Annotated in this window: 19 protein-coding genes, 4 tRNA genes and 1 riboswitch; of the genes, 6 read left to right on the top strand and 17 right to left on the bottom strand. The window is 58.6% G+C overall.

Annotated features, from left to right (window positions below):
* Nucleotides 1-219: hypothetical protein (locus JJD66_RS28045; RefSeq protein ID WP_219857450.1), on the top strand; the 219-nt coding region annotated here is incomplete at its 5' end.
* Nucleotides 220-372: 153 nt separating this feature from the next.
* On the opposite strand, the gene JJD66_RS13060 is transcribed toward JJD66_RS28045, so the two are convergent.
* Nucleotides 373-449, bottom strand: a tRNA-Arg gene (locus JJD66_RS13060).
* Nucleotides 450-773: 324 nt separating this feature from the next.
* Here JJD66_RS13060 and JJD66_RS13055 point away from each other — a divergent pair.
* The gene (locus JJD66_RS13055; RefSeq protein WP_200648323.1) at nucleotides 774-1,001 is read left to right on the top strand and encodes a hypothetical protein; all 228 of its coding nucleotides are present in this window, start codon (nucleotides 774-776) and stop codon (nucleotides 999-1,001) included.
* An 11-nt stretch (nucleotides 1,002-1,012) separates the two neighbouring features.
* Complete coding sequence (locus JJD66_RS28040) at nucleotides 1,013-1,192, top strand: PA3371 family protein (protein WP_072448858.1); 180 nt, start codon at nucleotides 1,013-1,015, stop codon at nucleotides 1,190-1,192.
* A 121-nt stretch (nucleotides 1,193-1,313) separates the two neighbouring features.
* On the opposite strand, the gene JJD66_RS13050 is transcribed toward JJD66_RS28040, so the two are convergent.
* A complete protein-coding gene (locus JJD66_RS13050) occupies nucleotides 1,314-1,538 on the bottom strand; it encodes a hypothetical protein (protein WP_200648329.1) in 225 nt (74 codons plus the stop codon).
* Between the two features lie 49 nt (nucleotides 1,539-1,587).
* On the opposite strand from JJD66_RS13050, the gene JJD66_RS13045 reads away from it, so the two are divergent.
* On the top strand, nucleotides 1,588-1,914 hold the full coding sequence (locus JJD66_RS13045; protein WP_003193592.1) for an Arc family DNA-binding protein: 327 nt from the start codon (nucleotides 1,588-1,590) through the stop codon (nucleotides 1,912-1,914).
* Between the two features lie 101 nt (nucleotides 1,915-2,015).
* Here JJD66_RS13045 and mgtE read toward each other — a convergent pair whose 3' ends face one another.
* From mgtE to ltaE, 8 genes are all read right to left on the bottom strand, one after another.
* Nucleotides 2,016-3,458 carry a magnesium transporter gene (gene mgtE / locus JJD66_RS13040; RefSeq protein ID WP_003193593.1) on the bottom strand — a complete coding sequence of 481 codons (1,443 nt, stop codon included), beginning with the start codon at nucleotides 3,456-3,458 and terminating at the stop codon, nucleotides 2,016-2,018.
* Between the two features lie 348 nt (nucleotides 3,459-3,806).
* A tRNA-Arg gene (locus tag JJD66_RS13035) sits at nucleotides 3,807-3,883 on the bottom strand.
* 72 nt (nucleotides 3,884-3,955) lie between these two features.
* Nucleotides 3,956-4,032, bottom strand: a tRNA-Arg gene (locus tag JJD66_RS13030).
* Between the two features lie 108 nt (nucleotides 4,033-4,140).
* A tRNA-Ser gene (locus JJD66_RS13025) sits at nucleotides 4,141-4,231 on the bottom strand.
* Between the two features lie 62 nt (nucleotides 4,232-4,293).
* Nucleotides 4,294-4,482, bottom strand: a complete 189-nt coding sequence (gene csrA / locus JJD66_RS13020; protein ID WP_003175645.1) for a carbon storage regulator CsrA — start codon at nucleotides 4,480-4,482, stop codon at nucleotides 4,294-4,296.
* 174 nt (nucleotides 4,483-4,656) lie between these two features.
* On the bottom strand, nucleotides 4,657-5,898 hold the full coding sequence (locus JJD66_RS13015) for an aspartate kinase (RefSeq protein WP_003193595.1): 1,242 nt from the start codon (nucleotides 5,896-5,898) through the stop codon (nucleotides 4,657-4,659).
* Nucleotides 5,899-5,993: 95 nt separating this feature from the next.
* Nucleotides 5,994-8,612 (bottom strand): alanine--tRNA ligase, encoded by a 2,619-nt coding sequence (gene alaS / locus JJD66_RS13010; RefSeq protein WP_014719590.1) that lies wholly within the window; start codon nucleotides 8,610-8,612, stop codon nucleotides 5,994-5,996.
* Between the two features lie 146 nt (nucleotides 8,613-8,758).
* Nucleotides 8,759-9,763, bottom strand: coding sequence for a low-specificity L-threonine aldolase (gene ltaE, locus JJD66_RS13005; RefSeq protein WP_034128464.1), 1,005 nt, complete (start codon nucleotides 9,761-9,763; stop codon nucleotides 8,759-8,761).
* Nucleotides 9,764-9,953: 190 nt separating this feature from the next.
* Nucleotides 9,954-10,123: riboswitch (FMN riboswitch) on the top strand.
* Nucleotides 10,124-10,220: 97 nt separating this feature from the next.
* On the opposite strand from ltaE, the gene JJD66_RS13000 reads away from it, so the two are divergent.
* Together JJD66_RS13000 and JJD66_RS12995 are read left to right on the top strand one after the other, a co-directional pair.
* Nucleotides 10,221-10,730, top strand: a complete 510-nt coding sequence (locus tag JJD66_RS13000) for a 6,7-dimethyl-8-ribityllumazine synthase (RefSeq protein WP_054922336.1) — start codon at nucleotides 10,221-10,223, stop codon at nucleotides 10,728-10,730.
* Between the two features lie 138 nt (nucleotides 10,731-10,868).
* Nucleotides 10,869-12,365 (top strand): M91 family zinc metallopeptidase, encoded by a 1,497-nt coding sequence (locus JJD66_RS12995; protein ID WP_200648322.1) that lies wholly within the window; start codon nucleotides 10,869-10,871, stop codon nucleotides 12,363-12,365.
* On the opposite strand, the gene astE is transcribed toward JJD66_RS12995, so the two are convergent.
* The 7 genes from astE to JJD66_RS12960 form a co-directional block, all read right to left on the bottom strand.
* Nucleotides 12,358-13,368: a succinylglutamate desuccinylase gene (astE, locus tag JJD66_RS12990; protein WP_200648321.1), complete on the bottom strand. Its 1,011-nt coding sequence runs from the start codon at nucleotides 13,366-13,368 to the stop codon at nucleotides 12,358-12,360. The two genes, JJD66_RS12995 and astE, sit on opposite strands and share 8 nt — an antisense overlap.
* 11 nt (nucleotides 13,369-13,379) lie before the next feature.
* A complete protein-coding gene (locus JJD66_RS12985) occupies nucleotides 13,380-13,667 on the bottom strand; it encodes a hypothetical protein (protein ID WP_003175651.1) in 288 nt (95 codons plus the stop codon).
* A 26-nt stretch (nucleotides 13,668-13,693) separates the two neighbouring features.
* On the bottom strand, nucleotides 13,694-15,040 hold the full coding sequence (gene astB / locus JJD66_RS12980) for an N-succinylarginine dihydrolase (protein WP_105228047.1): 1,347 nt from the start codon (nucleotides 15,038-15,040) through the stop codon (nucleotides 13,694-13,696).
* Between the two features lie 156 nt (nucleotides 15,041-15,196).
* Nucleotides 15,197-16,666 (bottom strand): succinylglutamate-semialdehyde dehydrogenase, encoded by a 1,470-nt coding sequence (gene astD, locus JJD66_RS12975; RefSeq protein ID WP_200648328.1) that lies wholly within the window; start codon nucleotides 16,664-16,666, stop codon nucleotides 15,197-15,199.
* A complete protein-coding gene (gene astA / locus JJD66_RS12970; protein WP_003193612.1) occupies nucleotides 16,663-17,688 on the bottom strand; it encodes an arginine N-succinyltransferase in 1,026 nt (341 codons plus the stop codon). Before astA ends, astD begins: the two co-directional genes overlap by 4 nt.
* Nucleotides 17,689-17,739: 51 nt before the next feature.
* Nucleotides 17,740-18,759: an arginine/ornithine succinyltransferase subunit alpha gene (gene aruF, locus JJD66_RS12965; RefSeq protein ID WP_015885475.1), complete on the bottom strand. Its 1,020-nt coding sequence runs from the start codon at nucleotides 18,757-18,759 to the stop codon at nucleotides 17,740-17,742.
* 212 nt (nucleotides 18,760-18,971) lie between these two features.
* Nucleotides 18,972-20,192, bottom strand: a complete 1,221-nt coding sequence (locus tag JJD66_RS12960; protein WP_096143499.1) for an aspartate aminotransferase family protein — start codon at nucleotides 20,190-20,192, stop codon at nucleotides 18,972-18,974.
* Between the last annotated feature and the right edge of the window lie 76 nt (nucleotides 20,193-20,268).

Below are 20,268 nucleotides of genomic sequence, written 5' to 3'. Positions count from 1 at the left end.
AGGCGCGCATTCTACAGCAGCCTCATTTGCTGTCAAGTGGTTATTTTCAGAAGTTTTCGAAGATTTCTTCAACAACTTCAACCACTTGCGCTTGCGATCTCTCGTAAGCGGGAGGCGAATTCTACAGGGATCGCCATGAACGTCAACCCCTTATCCGCAAAAAAGCTAAAAACCCATTCGCCTATAAAATCAGGATGCCTCGCCGCCTCTTCTATATAAGAAGAAGCGTATAGCCCTGGGGCGTGAATACCCCCCAACACAAATGCATCGAGCTCCAACCGGAAGAAGCCCGGCCGAGACCTGCGAAAGCGAGGAGCGAGAAAGAGTGTTGTTTAGACCGGCGAATACCGGAAAGGGAAAACTCAACAGAGATGGTGTCCCAGGGCCGGTTCGAACGGCCAACCTTCCCCTTAGGAGGGGGATGCTCTATCCAATTGAGCTACTGGGACAAATGCCAAATGCTTACCCGGAAGGGCTAGCGACAGACGGCGTGCATCTTAACGGCCGAGGCTGGTTTTGTCATGTCGTCCGTTGGCATTTTGAATGTAGGCCGATACCTGCGAATGCATTCAAAGCCTCTCGCTGCAGACTAAAGCCTTCAGATGCATCGTGCAAATTGCACTGCGCCAATATGCCATCATTGCAAACTGCAACCTCAAACCCCCACGAATTAAATCTAACCCTTTGTTTTTATTGGCCTAATAGGTTGGCACGACATCTGCAAAGTCATACATACAAAACCAATCGTTCCAGGCACCGTGGAGACCATGACTATGAACAGCGCCCTTCTATTAGCACTGAACGCTGTGGCACTGGCCGCGGTGGTGACGTTTCATTTTCAGCCGACCACTACTGAAGACGGCGCGCAAATCAGCCAAGCCATTCCCCACCATCTGCAACAGCGCCCTCAACTGGCACTGATGACTGCCAACCCCCAGTCCCCCATCCGCCTGACCCAAGATACCCAATCTGCCCCAGCGGCCGAGCATTGGGTTTTCTGAGAAAATTATTCATGTCCAAATCTGCCTGGTTATTTCTGTGCCTGACCCTCATGTCCGCCGCACTAGGCCTGGGAGCCACCTCACAACAAGCTCAAACCCTAGCCTTCGTCGCAAGCGCCGTGCTGGGCAGCCTACTGATAATGGCACTCATCAAGGGTCGCCGAATCAAATTCGATCCACTCCTTCGCTAGCCCTACCCAGCCGCCCTCCTCCCTACCTTATGTCGCCTGACACTCGTAAATAGCCGAACAGCTACTAACCTTAAGCTTGAGGGCAAAAGGCCATATCCCTATAGGAAGGGCGCCCTTCGACTCAGATTCCGCGCAGGCCTGGACGAAGATTGCCGAGCTTCGCTGCAGCTGCGGGAAATTTTTCCAACCAGTCCGCAAAAACGCAAATCAGTACTGGCATAAAGCCTGTAGGCGGTTCAATATTTGTCACAGAATTGACGCCAATGAAATGGCAAATCTGAGGCATGATGCGGCCTCTTTGCAATTCGGGTTGAACTTTGGTCGTGAGCCTTGTCTTAACACTCATCTTGCGGCCAATTCCAGAAACCGCTCCCCTGAACTAACCGGTTAAATATATGCGCCCATTGAAACAGGCAATTTATTCCAGCCGTACGGCTGACAAATTCGTCGTACGTCTGCCAGACGGAATGCGGGAACGCATTGCCGAGGTGGCTCGCAATCATCACCGCAGCATGAACTCCGAAATCATCGCACGCCTGGAACAAAGCCTTATTCAGGAAGGTGCCTTGGGTGAAGAGCTGAGCATGCGCCTGGACAGCCCCGAGCTGTCACTGCACGAACGCGAACTGCTGCAGCGTTTTCGTCAGCTCTCCCACCGCCAGCAAAATGCTCTCGTCTCGCTGATCGCGCACGACGTGGAGGCGGCCGCAGAAGCCAATTGATTGACACCTGAAAGCCGAAGCCAGCCCTGTGCTGGCTTTTTTTTGCTGGGAGTTTGGGAATAAGAAACAAAGCGAGGGCAGGTTTGCCCCCGCGGGAAGGATCAGAGCAGGAAGATCGTTGCCAGGCCCAGGAAGATGAAGAAACCACCACTGTCAGTCATGGCCGTGATCATCACACTGGCACCCATGGCGGGATCGCGACCTAGACGCGCCAGGGTCATGGGGATCAATACCCCCATCAAGGCCGCCAGCAACAGGTTAAGGGTCATGGCCGCAGTCATTACCACACCCAGAGACCAACTGCCGTAGAGCAAGTAGGCCACCACGCCAATCACGCCACCCCACACCAATCCGTTTATGAGGCCTACAGCCAGTTCCTTGCGCAACAGCCGTGAGGAATTGGCGGTACTGACCTGGTCCAGCGCCATGGCGCGCACGATCATGGTGATGGTCTGGTTCCCGGAGTTGCCGCCAATGCCCGCCACAATCGGCATCAACGCCGCCAAGGCAACCAGCTTCTCGATGGAGCCTTCAAACAATCCGATCACGCGAGAAGCGATAAACGCGGTAATCAGATTGATAGCCAGCCAGGCCCAGCGGTTATGCAGTGAACGCCAGACCGACGCGAAAATATCTTCCTCTTCACGCAAACCCGCCATGTTGAGGACTTCGGTTTCACTTTCCTCACGGATCAAGTCGACGATTTCATCGATGGTCAGACGACCGATCAACTTGCCGTTCTTATCCACCACGGGAGCCGAGATCAAGTCGTAACGCTCGAATGCCTGGGCCGCGTCGTAGGCATCTTCGTCCGGGTGGAAGCTCACGGTATCGCTGGCCATCAGGTCAGCAACTTTTTTCTCCGGATCATTGACCAGCAGGCGCTTGATCGGCAAAACGCCTTTGAGGATGCCCTCATAGTCGACCACAAACAATTTGTCGGTGTGGCCGGGCAACTCTTTGAGGCGGCGCAGGTAACGCAACACCACTTCCAGGCTGACGTCTTCGCGGATGGTGACCATCTCGAAGTCCATCAGGGCGCCGACCTGATCCTCGTCGTACGACAGCGCGGAACGCACACGCTCACGCTGCTGCGTGTCGAGCGCTTCCATCAACTCATGGACAACATCACGGGGCAGCTCAGGGGCCAGGTCAGCAAGCTCGTCCGCATCCATCTCCTTGGCAGCAGCCAGGAGTTCGTGGTCATCCATGTCGGCGATGAGCGTCTCACGCACCGAGTCCGACACTTCCAGAAGGATGTCACCGTCGCGATCAGCCTTCACCAACTGCCACAGGGTCAGTCGATCATCCAGCGGCAAGGCTTCAAGAATATAAGCGACGTCGGCGGAGTGCAGGTCATCGAGCTTGCGTTGCAACTCGACGAGGTTTTGCCGGTGAACCAGGTTTTCGACGCGGTCGTGGTTCGGACCTTCCTGGCGGTGCGTGAGGTCTTCGACCACGCGCTGGCGCTGCAGCAGCTCGATAACTTGAGCCAGACGATCCTGCAGGCTTTCTTGTGTTTTCTTTACTTCTACTTCGGTCATAGGCGAACTCCACTCCCAGCAGCGGGGCACGCCGGAAGGATCAATCAGTCAATTCATGATTGGTAAAACGGGGTACTGAGTAACTACTGGGTAAGTCCATGGAGGTATTCCACAAGCCCCGGCGGGGCTGACGGGCGCATGATACACCGCCCGGACGTTTTAAACGTTAAAAAACTGGAAAGAACAAGCGCTTGCACGCCAAAGCTCAGTATTGGCTGCATCTATGAAATGCGACGACGCAGGCGCGAGGGAAAACACATGAGAAGGGAGAAAAAGGAGCGTGCCAAATAAAACCTATACAAACGCCAGACGGCAAAAAGCCCGCACTAGGCGGGCTTTTTGTTTGTATGGTGCACTCGACAGGATTCGAACCTGTGACCGCTCGGTTCGTAGCCGAGTACTCTATCCAGCTGAGCTACGAGTGCAGATTGTGTTTTTAGACCAGATCACAACTGGTTAAAGCCAAGCTACCTGCATCGCTGCAACTAACTCTTAAATGGTGCACTCGACAGGATTCGAACCTGTGACCGCTCGGTTCGTAGCCGAGTACTCTATCCAGCTGAGCTACGAGTGCATTTGTTGCCGCGCATTATAGGCCGTTCAATCTCTATGTAAAGCTATTTTTTCGAGTATTTTCAACAACTTACCGAAAAAACCAGATTGCAACGTACTAAGCAAATAATGGCGGAGAACGGGGGATTCGAACCCCCGACACCCTTTTGAGGTGTACTCCCTTAGCAGGGGAGCGCCTTCGGCCACTCGGCCAGCTCTCCGCAACACGGGGCGTATATTAACCACGTTCCTCCCCGTTTGCAAACATAAAAAACGATAAAAATTAAAGGCTTGGTTCTTCGTCCTTCTCTTTCTTGATCCGCAGGTAGATTTCCTCGCGGTGGACCGCCACCTCTTTCGGAGCGTTAACCCCAATACGTACTTGATTGCCTTTGACGCCGAGCACGGTCACAGTGATTTCGCCATCACCGATAATCAGGCTTTCTGCGCAACGACGAGTCAGAATCAGCATACCTTTCACCTCACGCATTTCAGTTCAGGAACAACAGTCTGCAAAAAAAAAGCATTCGACCTACAACCAAAAGGTCGTAGCCCTACTCGCTAAGTATTGTCGAGCCCATGCAAAAGACCATGTACCCCACAAAAAAATGAAAGGCGCGGTAAACCGCGCCTTCCTGGCAACGCATCACTCGCCCTGTCGGGCCGGAGCATCCAACTCAAAAGCCGTATGCAGCGCGCGTACAGCCAGCTCCAGGTACTTCTCTTCGAGGACGACCGATACTTTGATTTCCGAGGTGGAAATCATCTGGATGTTGATACCTTCTTTGGCAAGAGCCCCGAACATACGGCTGGCAACGCCAGCATGGGAACGCATGCCCACCCCGACGATCGACACCTTGGCAATCTTGGTATCGCCGACCACTTCACGGGCGCCAATCTCGCTCGCAGTGTTCTGCAGGATTTTCAATGCTGCATCGTATTCATTGCGGTGCACGGTGAAGGTGAAATCGGTGGTGTTGTCGTGCGAAACGTTCTGCACGATCATGTCGACTTCAACATTCGCATCGCTGACAGGCCCCAGAATCTTGAAAGCCACGCCTGGGGTGTCTGGCACGCCACGGATCGTCAGCTTGGCTTCATCGCGATTGAAAGCGATGCCGGAAATGATCGGCTGTTCCATGGATTCCTCTTCATCAATAGTAATGAGGGTGCCCGGACCCTCCTTGAAGCTGTGCAATACGCGCAGCGGAACGTTGTACTTGCCGGCGAACTCCACCGCGCGAATCTGCAACACCTTGGAACCAAGGCTGGCCATTTCCAGCATTTCTTCAAAGGTAATCTTGTCAAGGCGCTGGGCCACTGGCACGACGCGTGGGTCAGTGGTGTAGACGCCATCCACATCGGTATAGATCTGGCATTCGTCAGCCTTGAGCGCTGCCGCCAGGGCCACACCGGTGGTGTCCGAACCGCCACGACCCAGCGTGGTGATGTTGCCGTGCTCATCCACGCCCTGGAAACCCGCTACAACTACCACGCGCCCTGCTTTCAGATCAGTGCGAATTTTCTGATCATCAATCTGCAGGATCCGCGCCTTGGTATGTGCGCTGTCTGTAAGAATGCGCACCTGGCTACCAGTGTAGGACACCGCTGGCACGCCACGCTTGTTCAGCGCCATGGCCAACAGCGCAATGGTTACCTGCTCGCCCGTGGAGACGATCACATCCAGCTCGCGCGGCAGCGGCTGTTGATCACCGCTGATGGCCTTGGCCAGATCGATCAGGCGATTGGTCTCGCCACTCATGGCCGACAGCACCACTACCAGGTCATCGCCAGCATCGCGGAACTTCTTAACCTTGTCGGCGACCTGCTCGATTCTTTCGACAGAACCGACCGAGGTGCCTCCAAATTTCTGTACGATCAAAGCCATTTCCAAGCCGCCTCAGCCCGTAAAGGGGCGCCTAATTTCCAATCCACCCGCACTGAACAAGCCCGTGACTAGACCACGGGCCGGTTAACAGTGCTTTAAATACCTGCCTCGACAAATGGCACGGTCAAGGCCAGCGCCGCGTCCAAGGCTGCGGCATCGACACCACCGCCCTGCGCCATGTCCGGACGACCACCGCCCTTGCCGCCCACTGTCGCAGCGGCTTGCTTCATCAAATCACCGGCTTTGAGTTGGCCAGTCAGGTCCTTGGTTACACCAGCAACCAGAACGACCTTATCCTCATGGACACTGCCGAGCAGGATCACTGCGCGACCGAGCTTGTTCTTCAACTGATCGACCAAGGCCAACAGCGCCTTGCCATCCTGGCCGTCCAGGCGCGCAGCCAGGACTTTTACGTCCTTGACGTCAACCGCCGCGGCCGATAGGTCATCGCCCGCAGCGCTCGCCGCCTTGGCCTGCAACTGCTCCAGCTGTTTCTCCAGCGCACGATTGCGCTCCAGCACGGCGGACAGCTTGTCGATCAGGTTGTCGCGGCTGCCCTTGACCAGGCCGGCCGCTTCCTTGAGTTGTTCTTCGGCTGCATTGAGGTAAGCCAGGGCCGCAGCACCGGTTACCGCTTCAATACGACGTACGCCCGAGGCCACACCACCTTCGCTGATGATCTTGAGCAGGCCGATATCGCCGGTGCGGTTGGCGTGGATGCCACCACAGAGCTCTACCGAGAAGCTGCCGCCCATGCTCAGTACGCGGACTTCGTCGCCGTACTTCTCGCCAAACAGCGCCATGGCGCCTTTATTCCTGGCGGTCTCGATATCGGTTTCTTCGGTTTCAACCGGGGTGTTCTTGCGAATCTCGGCGTTGACGATGTCTTCCAGCGCCTTGATCTGCTCAGGCTTGATCGCTTCAAAGTGGCTGAAGTCAAAACGCAGGCGCTGGCTGTCCACCAACGAACCTTTTTGCTGCACGTGCTCGCCCAGCACCTGGCGCAGCGCGGCGTGCAGCAAGTGAGTGGCCGAGTGGTTCAACGCCGTGGCATGCCGTACGTCGGCATCGACCTGGGTGTCTACCGGTGCGCCCACGGTCAAGTTGCCCAGCACCAGCACACCGTGATGCAGGAAAGCCCCGCCGGTCTTGGTGGTGTCGCGCACATCAAAACGACCGGATGTCGAGCTCAGGAAACCGCAATCGCCAATCTGGCCACCCGACTCGGCATAGAAAGGCGTCTGGTCCAGTACCACAACCGCCTCTTCACCTTCGCTCAACACGTCGACCGACTTACCGTCTTTATAGATGGCGACGATCTTGGCCGAGCCCGCAGTCGCCTTGTAGCCGGTGAACTCGGTCGGTACGTCAACCTTGACCAGGGTGTTGTAGTCCAGGCCAAAGGAGCTGGCCGAACGTGCGCGCACGCGCTGGGCTTCCATCTCACGCTCGAAACCGGCTTCGTCGACGGTCAACTCACGCTCGCGGGCGATGTCGGCAGTCAGGTCCATCGGGAAACCATAGGTGTCGTACAACTTGAACACCACATCACCCGGCACCACGGTGCCTTTGAGCTCAGCCAGGTCCTGTTCCAGAATCTTCAGGCCATGCTCCAGGGTCTTGGAGAATTGCTCCTCTTCAGCCTTGAGTACCCGCTCGATGTTGCTTTGCTGTTGCTTGAGTTCCGGGAAGGCATCGCCCATCTCGGCAACCAGCGCGGCCACGATCTTGTAAAAGAAGCTGCCGGTAGCGCCCAGCTTGTTACCGTGGCGGCACGCGCGACGGATGATGCGACGCAGCACGTAGCCACGGCCTTCGTTGGACGGCAGCACGCCGTCGGCGATAAGAAAACCGCAGGAACGGATGTGGTCCGACACCACCTTGAGCGAAGACTGGCCTTCATTGGCGCAGCCAATGGCCGCCGCCGAGGCGCTCAGCAGGTTGGTGAACAGGTCGATTTCGTAGTTGGAGTGAACGTGCTGCATCACCGCACTGATCCGCTCCAGGCCCATGCCGGTGTCCACCGACGGTGCCGGCAGCGGATGCAACACGCCATCGGCGGTGCGGTTGAACTGCATGAACACGTTGTTCCAGATCTCGATGTAACGGTCGCCGTCTTCTTCCGGCGAGCCTGGCGGGCCACCCCAGATATCGTCGCCGTGATCGTAGAAAATCTCGGTGCACGGGCCGCACGGGCCGGTATCGCCCATGGTCCAGAAGTTATCGGACGCGTAGGGCGCGCCTTTGTTGTCACCGATACGGATCATGCGCTCGGCAGGTACACCGATTTCCTGGGTCCAGATGTCATACGCTTCATCGTCCGTCGCGTACACGGTGACCCAGAGCTTTTCCTTGGGCAGCTTCAGCACGCCGGTGAGGAAGGTCCAGGCGAACGTGATCGCGTCTTTCTTGAAATAGTCGCCGAAGCTGAAGTTACCCAGCATCTCGAAAAAGGTGTGGTGACGAGCGGTGTAGCCGACGTTTTCCAGGTCACTGTTCTTGCCGCCGGCGCGTACGCACTTCTGGCTGCTGGTAGCGCGGGTGTAGGCGCGCTTTTCCTGGCCCAGGAAGCAGTCCTTGAACTGGTTCATCCCCGCGTTAGTGAACAGCAGGGTTGGGTCATTGCCTGGGATCAAGGAGCTGGAGGCTACACGGGTGTGACCTTGCTCTTCGAAGAAGCGAAGGAAGGCTTCACGGATTTCTGCGCTTTTCATTAGGTTCTTCCACGGAGGCTGCGGCCAAAGGCCAGTGCGCAACATCATCAGACGGAGCGACGGCAAAGGGCCGCATTATATCGGCCCTTTGCCGGTGGTACAGCGTGTTTATGTGATAGAAACAGTCAATTAGACGGCCTGCACTGTCATTTCTGCGAAAACGCGACGAATGTCTGCAGCACTTGCTCGATCTGCGCCCGGCTGACGTCCAGATGGGTGACCATGCGCAGGCGCGGTGCGGCACTCAACTTGACCCCACGCTCGGCCGCAAAGGCCTTCAGCGCCTGCGCCTGATCGCCTACCTGCACATACACCATATTGGTCTGCACCGGCTCGACGCTGTAGCCGGCCTTGCGTAACTCATCGCCCAGCCATTGCGCGTTGGCATGGTCGTCAGCCAGGCGCTGCACCTGATGATCCAGAGCATACAACCCCGCCGCCGCCAGTGAGCCGGCCTGGCGCATGCCGCCGCCGACCATCTTGCGCAAGCGCCGAGCCTTGGCGATCAGCGCCGCCGAGCCACACAGCACCGAACCGACCGGCGCGCCAAGGCCCTTGGACAGGCACACCGACACCGAATCGAAATGCTGGGCGATTTCTCGCGCATCCACGCCCAGCTTGACTGCCGCGTTGTAGAGACGGGCGCCATCCAAGTGCAGGGCCAAGCCGTGCTCGTGGGTAAATGCACGGGCCTTGGCCAGGTAATCCAGCGGCAGCACTTTGCCCTGCATGGTGTTTTCCAGCGCCAGCAGGCGCGTGCGCGCGAAGTGGAAGTCGTCGGGCTTGATGGCTGCAAGCACCTGGTTCAGATCAAGGGAGCCATCAGCTTGCACTTCCAGGGGCTGCGGCTGGATCGACCCCAGCACCGCCGCACCGCCACCTTCATATTTGTAGGTGTGGGCTTGCTGGCCGACGATATATTCCTCGCCGCGCTCACAGTGAGCCATCAACGCCAGCAGGTTGCTCATGGTGCCGGTGGGTACGAACAGCGCCGCGGCAAAGCCCAGGCGCTTGGCCAACTCAGCCTCCAAGCGGTTGACGCTGGGGTCTTCACCATAAACATCATCGCCGCTGACGGCGCTGGCCATTGCGTCGAGCATGCCGGGGGTAGGTTGGGTCACTGTGTCGCTGCGCAGGTCGATCACGGTCATGAAGGGGGCCTCTAACGGAGTGGATAAGTCCTTTTGTGTGTGATTACTGCGGGCAAAGCCACGGAATATCAAGCCCCTATTGCATTCATTCGAATACCAACCAATCAAACCGATATAAGTTATCGAGACGGCAGCCGTGCAGTTTTCGAAAAACCATGTTAAAAACTCTCCGCCGCCAGGGTTCTGGCGGCAACGTTCTCAGGGCGGGGTGCAATTCCCCACCGGCGGTAATTGCACGCAATGTGCATAGCCCGCGAGCGCTTGGCGCCTTGAACTGCTCAGGCAGGACGGCGACAAGGTCAGCAGACCCGGTGTGATCCCGGGGCCGACGGTCATAGTCCGGATGAAGAGAGAACGGGATTGGCACCTAAGGGCCGCGCGCCTGTTTGCGCATGCGTACCCTTAAATCCCATTCGATTCATAACGCCCTGTTTTTTTCTTAAACAGGAGTCAGAACATGCAACCCACCGCAATCGACAGCAAAAGCAAAAACCATCACGGCGAGCGCGTCGCGTTTATCCAGGCCTGCTGGCACAAGGATATTGTCGACCAATCGCGCAAAGGCTTCCTCGCCGAAATGATCGCCCAGGGTTATCAGGAATCGGACATCGACTTCTTCGAAGTCGGCGGCGCCTTTGAAATGCCCCTACACGCCAAGTTGCTGGCCAAGACCGGCCGTTACGCCGGGATCGTCGCTGCCGCGCTGGTGGTGGACGGTGGCATCTACCGTCACGAATTCGTCGCGCAATCAGTGGTCAGCGGCCTGATGCAGGTGCAGTTGGAAACTGAAGTGCCGGTGTTCTCGGTGTCCCTGACGCCGCACCACTTCCATGCCGGCAGCGAGCACACCACGTTCTTCTATGAGCACTTCGTGCACAAGGGTCAGGAAGCTGCGCGTACCTGCGCCGATACCCTGCACAAAGTGCGGGCGATCTATCAAAGCGAGCCGCAAAAGCGCGTTAGCTGATTGCATCCGAGCCCTGTCCAGCCGAGTTTCTTTGGATCGACAGGGCATATATATAAGTAAAACCAGTGATTGATGTACCGACGATGTAATGGTTTTGAGGCTTACCTCAAAAGAGTTCCCATCATCAACGGAGTCAGCATGTCTGAGATTACCCTTCCAAGCGCTCCGCGCGCTCCCGATAACGTCTGGATGATTGACGGACGAATCAGCGACCCCATCAACCGCACCAAAAACCTCCAAAGGGGCCCGCACGCCCAACTGCCGTTAGCGTTCATCACGCTGCATGCCGATAATACCGTGCTTGTCGAGCGCGAATTGGCCGATGAGCTGCACGATTACCTTGTGTTCACAACCACCGATAAAGCCGACCGAATCTGCGTCGACCTCCCCGCGCAAGGCGAAGGTGAAGGCCTCAGCGTCATAGTCAATACGCAACGTTTCCATGTCACCCTGAACGGGCTCAATCAGTTCGTGGTGTTCCGGACACAGGGCGGTGATGACCTTATTAATGTTGCCGACGATGTCACCCACCCCATCCTGATCGACGCCGGTGAAGGCAGTGATCGCATCTGGGCCGGAGGCGGCTACTCGCGCATTTTCGCCGGCCCCGGCGAAGATATGATCCTGACTCGGCGAGGCGCCTGCTATATCGAGGCAGGTGATGGAAACGACAGGGTTGTTGCCCTCGCCGACGGTGACATGACGGTCTACTCCGGCGCCGGGGACGATACCGTCATTGGCGCCCAAGGGCAGGCCTTTATCAATGGCGGAGAGGGCCATGATCATCTGACAGGGGGAGGCAAGCACAACATCCTGGTGGGTGGGCCAGGCGATGATATTTTACAGGCAGGCCCGCACAGCAATGTGATGTATGCCGGACACGGCATGGATCTGGCACTTCAGCTCAAGCCGAGGGACATAGTCTTCAAAGACTCCAACACCATCCTTGTTGCTGCGCAGCAGTTCAGCGTGCCCGCTTCCACATCAGGGAACAGCTCGCCAATAGATGTCCAGCAAGCGCGGGTGACCGATATCAATTACTACCCTCTGATCCACAGCGGCGTTCGAGTAGTCGGTAGCCTCCAGTTTCAACAACGAGTAAACGATGACCTCTCGCTGCTGGCCCAATCGCCGAACGGGCAACAATTGCTGCAAGCGCTGTACGCCGCGCAATTGATAGGCGGCACCCCAATCAATATCTATGAGTTGCAAGATGAGAGCAACGGGCTGTTTGCGCCGAGCAACGAATCGGAACCCAGGTCATTCATTGAGAATAATCAACGGGGCATACCGGCCTACGGTGGTTCGATCTACTACAATCCGACGTTCATCGGCAATCGAATGACCAACATACCGTTGCTTTATCACGAGCTGTGCCATGCGTACAACGCGGTCACCGGAACCACCCTGCCAGGATACAGCGAGGACGGTGTCGACGGCGACAAGGCCCGTCCGCTCATCCGCAACAGCGAACTGCAGGCGGTGGGCCTGCCTACAGACGCCGCCCCTTTCGACTTCGACAACGACCCGTCGACTCCACCCACCAATTCCAACCCGGTGTCATTCAGTGAGAATGGTATCCGCGAAGAACTGAACATGCCGCCGCGCAAACAGTATTCCTTTAACCCTATTTAAGCTCCGCGGCGTCTTCTGAGGTCGGCACAATTAATATCCCCGCCCGTAGGCCATTCTTGACCTTCGGGTTGGGGAAAATGATATGCGCGCCCTCCTCCTCGATCACCCAACGGGTCTTGGCCACGTCTTCGGCCAACAGGTAGCCCTTGGCCAACGGCGAGAAGTTTTCCACATCCGCCGGCAGGTGCAACAGGAACGCGTCGCTATGCTTGATCACTTCACGGGACACGGCAAACAGCTGCAGGCCGTCCAGGCTCTCGGTCACAGGCTCGGTGCCTTCGATGATCTGCGTGAGGCGAGCCTCCAGGAGACGCACGTCTACACCCTCGTTGTGCCCGAATGGTCGCGCCTTGCCCAATTCAAGGGTGAAGGCCTCGGCGCCCAACTGTTCATAGGTAAACGCGGTGAAGGTGATCGAGGTTTTATTCTGCAGCAACACCGCTTGTATACCGGCAGCGCGCAGGCGTGCCAGCTCGTGGCGCGAATGCTGGCGCCCTTCCTTCCAGGGATACAACGCGAACTGCTCGATTTTCGAACCACGAATCGCGGTATGCAGGTCGTAATGCAGGCGCGAGCGGCCAGGCAGGCTGAAAAAGCTGCGGGCCAATTGCTCAAGCTCGGCGGCGCGCATGGCTTCGGGGCCGATGTTTTGTTCATGACGGCCATTGAACAGCCGGTTGACGTCCAGCTCGAGGTAACGCTCACCGCGGCGCATGGCCTCGGTATTACCGAACAGGAACAGAATACGGGTGCGGGGTTTGATCTCCCCGCGGGCAATGCCATGCAACAGGCGGTCGAGCAATTCGATCGGCGCGGTTTCGTTGCCATGGATGCCGGACGACAGCAGCAAGTCGCTGCCGTTGTCCAGAGCTTCAGGAGGACGCACTTCAAGCGCGCCTTCGCTGAGCCAGCGCATCTGCACGCCGTCGACAGTCAGTTGAATTTTTTGCGCCGGTTCACGACCGGCGAGGGTCAGTTCAAGCAGTTTGCCGAGGGCGAGCATAAGCAGCTTCCTTAGTGGTTGCAGCCTGGGCCATGGACGTGATCGTCGTCGTCACCTTCAACGTCGGCCGGTTCCATTTCCAGTTGCAGGCTCATCAGGTTGGTGGCCAATGGGCGCATCAGCAGGTTGGCGTACTCGGCGTCGCCCTCCTCTACGTCTACGCCAATCAGCAGTTGGCCGCGGCCATCGTGCTGGATCCAGATCTCCTTGCCCTGCCAGACCACGGCGACGCGGGTGCAGGAGGTTTCCAGCTGGGTGCCGTCGGTGTCTTCAAGGATGAGTTTCAGGGTGTCGGTCATAAATAAAATATCTCAGCCGTGTGGCATTAATTGATCTGGAAAGGATAAACCGAGCCCAGTTTAAGGATTTGCGTCAGTTCATCCAGTGCCGTCCGGCACTCAAGCAGCAACTGCGGGTCAGCCAAGTCGGTTTCGCGCAGGCTGTCGCGGTAGTGCTTGCCCACCCATTGGGTCAGGGTTTCGTACAACGGCGCGGTCATGATAACCCCTGGGTTCACGGCCGCCAGCTCGGTTTCATTCAACGCCACGCGCAGGCGCAGGCACGCCGGCCCGCCGCCATTCTGCATGCTTTGCTTGAGGTCGAAGACCTTGACTTCGCGGATCAGCCCGCCGGAAGCGGTCAGACCTTGCAGGTACTGCCACACGCGCTCATTGGCGCGGCACTCTTCCGGCACGATCAGCAGCATCGAACCGTCAGGACGAGTCAGCAACTGGCTGTTGAACAGGTAGGAACGCACCGCGTCCTCGACACTGACCAACGCGCGAGGCACACAAACCGACTGGAAGTTGCCGCCCAACTTACCCAACTTGCCGTGCAGCTCGGCAAGCATCTGTTCGGTGTTGAGGAACGCATCCTCGTGATAGAACAGCACTTCGCCGTTGCCCACTGCGATCACATCGTTGTGGAACACACCCGCGTCGATCACCGCCGGGTTCTGCTGGGCGTAGACCACACCGTCATCCTTCAAGCCATGCAGGCGCGCAACGGCCTGGGAGGCTTCGAGGGTCTGGCGCGCCGGGTACTTCTGCGGGGCCGGGTAACGGGGGTCGAAAGCACTACGGCCGAAGACGAAAAACTCGACGCCCGCCTCGCCGTACTCACGACAGAAACGCGTGTGGTTGGCCGCGCCTTCATCGCCAAATTGCGCCACGGCCGGCAAGGCGGCGTGGTGAGCGAAATGCTTGCCATCGGCGAACATCGCCCCCAGCACTCGGCTGGTGGTGGGGTGCTCGATGCTGCGGTGGTATTTGCAATTGAGGTTGGCGGCGGTGAAATGCACACGGCCGTCTGCGGTGTCGGCGCTTGGGCTGACGGTGGCGGCGTTGGCTACCCACATGCTGGATGCCGAGCAACTGGCCACCAGCAAAGGCATGGCCTGCTTGGCCGCCTGCTGAATCACCTGGGCGTCAGTGCCATTGAAACCGAGGTTGCGCAACGCGGCCACGTCCGGGCGTTCCTGGGGCGCCAACACACCTTGCACAAACCCCATGTCCATCAGGGCTTTCATTTTCTGCAGGCCCTGCAACGCCGCTTCCTTCGGGTTGGAAGACTGCTGGCTGTTGCTTTGGGACGCGACGTTGCCGAAGGACAAACCGCCGTAGTTATGGGTCGGCCCCACTAGACCGTCAAAATTGACTTCACAGGATTTCATCGGCGAGGCTCCACGAACATCTGTTTTTATAGGCATCAAATCACTTGAATACACCACAGATCCATTGTGGGAGCGGGCTTGCTCGCGAAAGCGGTGGTTCAGTCACTTCAAATGTTGAATGAAACACCGCATTCGCGAGCAAGCCCGCTCCCACATTTAGATCAGCGTTATACCTGGCGTGAGCGTTGCCGGGACTATCAGGCTTGGCGTCTCCAGCGACGCCACCGGGTACGCGCAATAATCCGCCGCGTAATAGGCACTGGCGCGATGATTGCCCGACGCCCCGACACCACCGAACGGTGCGGTACTGGCAGCGCCGGTCAACTGCTTGTTCCAGTTGACGATACCGGCGCGGCTTTCCAGCCAGAATTGCTGGTAACGCGCTTCGGAGTCCGACAACAGGCCAGCGGCCAGGCCGTACTGGGTGTTGTTGGCCTCAGCGATGGCACCGGCAAAATCCGCATAGCGGATCACCTGCAGCAGCGGGCCGAACAGCTCTTCGTCTTCACGTTCCGTCACCCCGGTTACGTCGATGATTCCAGGGGTCAACAAAGCGGCCTGAGCCTGAGGCTGGGTCATCTCCAGCAGCGCCACCGCGCCGTTGGCCAACATCAGTTCCTGGGCTTGCATCAGGGTTTTGGCCGCAGCGAGGGAGATCACCGAGCCCATGAACGGCGCCGGTTGCTGGTCGAAAGCGCCCACTTCAATGCTCGCACTCACCGCCACCAGGCGCGCCAGCAAGGCATCACCCCAGGCACCTTGCGGTACCAGCAAGCGGCGCGCGCAGGTGCAACGCTGGCCCGCCGAGATAAACGCCGACTGGATGATGGTGTACACCGCCGCATCCACGTCGGCGACTTCGTCCACGACCAGCGGGTTATTACCGCCCATTTCCAGGGCCAGGATCTTGTCGGGGCGCCCTGAGAATTGCTGGTGCAAATGGTTGCCGGTGCGGCTGGAGCCGGTAAAGAACAGGCCGTCGATGCCTGGGTTGGCCGCCAGGGCGATGCCGGTTTCCCGCGCGCCTTGCAGCAGGTTGAGCACGCCCGCCGGCAAACCGGCTTCGATCCAGCACTGTACGGTCAGCTCGGCGACCTTGGGGGTCAGCTCGCTCGGTTTGAACAGCACGGTATTGCCCGCCAGCAACGCCGGGACGATGTGCCCATTGGGCAAGTGCCCAGGGAAGTTGTAAGGGCCGAACACCGCCACCACACCGTGGGGTTTATGGCGCAACACAGCGGTGGCGTCGCCCAGGGGGCCGCTCTTCTCGCCGGTACGCTCGCGGTAGCTTTGCACCGAGATCGCAATCTTGTTGGCCATGCTGGTGACTTCAGTGGCCGACTCCCAGAGTGGCTTGCCGGTTTCTTCGCCAATGCAGCGGGCGATTTCATCGGCACGGCTTTTAAGCCTAGCGGCGAAGGTTTCCAGCACGCTGATGCGTTCTTCGAGCGGGCGCTTGGCCCATGCCGGGAATGCCTGACGCGCAGCCTGCACGGCGGATTCGACCTGTTCAGCACTGGCACCATTGCCAGCCCACAGCACTTGCTGAGTCACCGGGTTGCGCGATTCAAACAGCTCACCCTGGCCAGCCAGCCAGCTCCCTGCGATATACAGCGAATTCATTATTTGGACTCCCGAGCAGCAGACAACGCAACAGCACGCACTTGATCACCCACCACCAGTTGCAGGCGCTTGGCGGTCTGTGGATCGACCACCAGCGTACCTGCCGCCAGACGGGCCGGAGCGGCGGTGATACGGCATTCTTCGCGCTTGCGGTTATGGATCAGGAACGGCGTGGCGTCGTCCCCCGGCGTGCCGATGGCCAACACCAGTGACTGGCTGTCGCGCACCGCACGGATCTTGCTGGTTTCACATTCCACCGCCGGGCCGGCGTCGAAAATATCCACATAGCCCTGGTAGCTGAAGCCTTCGCTCTTGAGCATGCTCAGCGCCGGCTCGGTGTCCGGGTGGACCTTGCCGATCACATTGCGCGCGTCTTCGGAGAGAAAGCAGCTGTACAGCGGGAACTTGGGCATCAGCTCGGCGATAAAAGCTTTGTTGCCCACGCCCGTGAGGTAGTCGGCCTGGCTGAACTCCATCTTGAAGAAGTGCCGGCCAAGGCTTTCCCAGAACGGCGAACGCCCGGCGTCGTTGGACACACCGCGCATCTCGGCAATGATCTTGTTGCCGAACAGTTGCGGGAACTCGGCGATAAACAACATGCGCGCCTTGGCCAGCATGCGACCGTTGAGGCCGTTGCGGTAATCGGCATGCAAAAACAACGAGCACAATTCGGAATTACCGGTGAGGTCGTTAGCCAGGAACAGCGTCGGTATCTCACGGTAGATATTCAGTTCCTGGGAAGCGCTGACAGTCAGCCCAACCCGGAAGTTGTACCACGGCTCGCGCAGGCCAACGGCGCCAGCAATGGCGGAGATTCCCACCACGCGGCCTTCGTCGTTTTCCAGCACGAACAGGTAATCGGCATCGCCGCGCCCGGCTTCGCCGCGAAAGGTTTTTTCCGCCCAGCCCACCCGGTGGGTCAGGCGCTCTTCGTTGGCCGGCAAGGTGGTGAGGCCGGTGCCAGTGCTGCGCGCCAGGTCTATCAGGGCCGGTAAATCGCTGCTGCGTACGGGACGAACGATCATGCTATCTCCTCGAACGGGCCGCTGTTGTCAGCCACCCGCGAAACTCTCTTTTTAAACCGCAACCAGGCGCACACTGGCGCCTTCGCCAACACCCAGCGCTTCGGCTGCCGCCAGGTCCAGGGTCACTGGTTTGCCGGGCGCGTAGTCAAGCTCCAGCATCACCGCACGGTAATCCTGCAACTGCGCGTTGCTCACCAGGTACTGGCGGCCAACACCCTTGACCATCTCACCGATTTTCACTGGCACCACGCGGCTCTGGGCAATCGAGCGAATGCCCGAGACCCGGGCGTGCAGCGTCGGGCCACCGTCGAAGATGTCGATGTAATGGTCAGTTTCGAAACCTTCACGCATGAGGATGTCGAAGGTGATTTGCGCACGCGGGTGCACCTGGCCCATGGCTTCTTGCGCTTCGTCCGGCAGCAGCGGCACGTAGATCGGATAGTGCGGCATCAGCTCGGCGAGGAAGGTACGGCTTTTCAGCCCGCACAGGCGCTCGGCGGCGGCGTAGTTGAGGTCGAAGAAGTTGCGGCCAATGGCATCCCAGAACGGCGAGTCACCGTTCTCGTCGCTGTAGCCGACAATCTCGGTCACCACCGAGTCGGCAAAGCGCTCGGGATGGCTGGCGACAAACAGCAGTCGGCCACGGGAATTGAGTTCCGACCACGGCGAACCGACCAGCGCAGGCTTCACGTAGAAACTGGTGAGCAGGCTGTTGCCGGTAAGGTCGTGGCACTGGGAAAGCACGTGGATCTTGTTGTGGATCTTCAGCTCGCGGGAGGCGTGCACGAAGGTCTCGTTACGAAAGCTATAGAACGGCTCGGAGTAACCGGCCGAGGCCACGATGGCCGAGCAGCCGGCGAGCTTGCCGGTCTCGGTGTCTTCCAGCACGAAGAAATAGCTCTCTTCACCGTTGAAACTCACCTCGGCCGCAAAAGAAGCTTCGCTGGCCGCGATCTTGTCGCTCAGGCGTTCCACATCATCCGGCAAGGAGGTGACACCAATCGGGCTGTCCGCAGCCAGACGCTGTACCTCGCCCAGATCAGCCATTTGCGCGGGGCGCATCACCAGCATGGTGTCACTCCTTAACTCGAAAACTCACAGAGGAAAAAATGCCGGACACAGGCCCTGGATACACATCGGTCTCAATGTGTAAGCAGATCCATGTGGGAGCTGGCTTGCCCGCGATACAGGCAACTCGGTATATCAACGGCACCGAGGTGATGCTATCGCAGGCAAGCCAGCTCCCACATTTGTTCAGGTCCGGCCAATAAAATGTGTCGCTATCAGGCTTGCGTCAACGTCTTCACAGCACGCTCAAAACGATCCAGGCCTTCATTGATGTCCGCCTCTTCCACCACCAGGCTCGGCGCAAAACGCACCACGTCGGGGCCGGCTTGCAGGATCATCAAGTTCTCTTTTTCGGCCGCGTTGAACACGTCCTTGGCCTTGCCTTTGAAGGCATCGCTGAGTACGCAACCGATCAACAAGCCCATGCCACGCACTTGGGTGAAGATGCCGTACTGCTTGCCGATCTGCTCCAGGCGCGCCTTGAACAGGTCGTGCTTGGCATTCACACCCGCCAGCACTTCTGGAGTGTTGATCACGTCGATCACCGCTTCCGCTACCGCGCACGCCAGCGGGTTGCCGCCGTAGGTGGTGCCGTGGGTGCCGACCACCAAGTGCTTGGCCAGGTCTTCACGGGTCAGCATCGCCGCAATCGGGAAGCCGCCGCCCAGGCTCTTGGCGCTGGTGAGGATGTCCGGGGTCACGCCGTAATGCTGGTAGGCAAACAGGTGTCCGCTGCGGCCCATGCCGGTTTGCACTTCGTCGAACACCAGCAGCGCGTCGTTCGCGTCGCACAGTTCGCGGGCGCCTTGCAGGTAAGCCAGTTCGGCTGGCAGTACGCCGCCTTCACCCTGGATCGGTTCCAGAACCACGGCGCAGGTCTTATCGGTGACCGCCGCTTTCAGCGCAGCCAGGTCGTTATAAGGAACGTGGGTGATGCCGGTGATTTTAGGCCCGAAACCATCGGAGTACTTCGATTGGCCACCGACGTTGACGGTGAACAGGGTACGGCCATGGAAGCTGTTCAGCGCGGCTATGATCTCGTACTTCTCGCTGCCAAAACGGTCGAACGCCACGCGACGGGCCAGCTTGAAGGCGGCCTCGTTGGCTTCGGCGCCGGAGTTGCAGAAGAACACGCGCTCGGCAAAGGTGGCGTCGATCAGCTTGTGGGCCAGGCGCAGCGCCGGCTCATTGGTGAACACGTTGGAGACGTGCCAGAGTTTGTTGGCCTGTTCGGTCAAGGCACCGACCAGTGCCGGGTGGGCGTGGCCCAACACGTTAACCGCGATGCCGCCGGCAAAGTCGATCAGCTCGCGACCGGCCTGGTCCCACACGCGCGAACCTTGGCCACGCACAGGAATAAAGGCAGCAGGTGCGTAGTTGGGCACCATCACCTGGTCGAAATCGGCACGTTGCACCGGGGCTTGCTCAACGGACATCGGAGTCTCCTGAAGAGGAACGCCTGCCTGGAACTGGCGGGCGATGCAGGGATTGTAAGGACAGTTTTCAGTGGGG

The sequence above is a fragment of the Pseudomonas sp. MF6751 genome (assembly GCF_016613265.1).
Classification (GTDB): Bacteria; Pseudomonadota; Gammaproteobacteria; order Pseudomonadales; family Pseudomonadaceae; genus Aquipseudomonas; species Aquipseudomonas fluorescens_BV.
The sequence above is the reverse complement of the archived record's forward strand: the minus strand, read 5'-3'. Positions and strand labels throughout refer to the sequence as shown.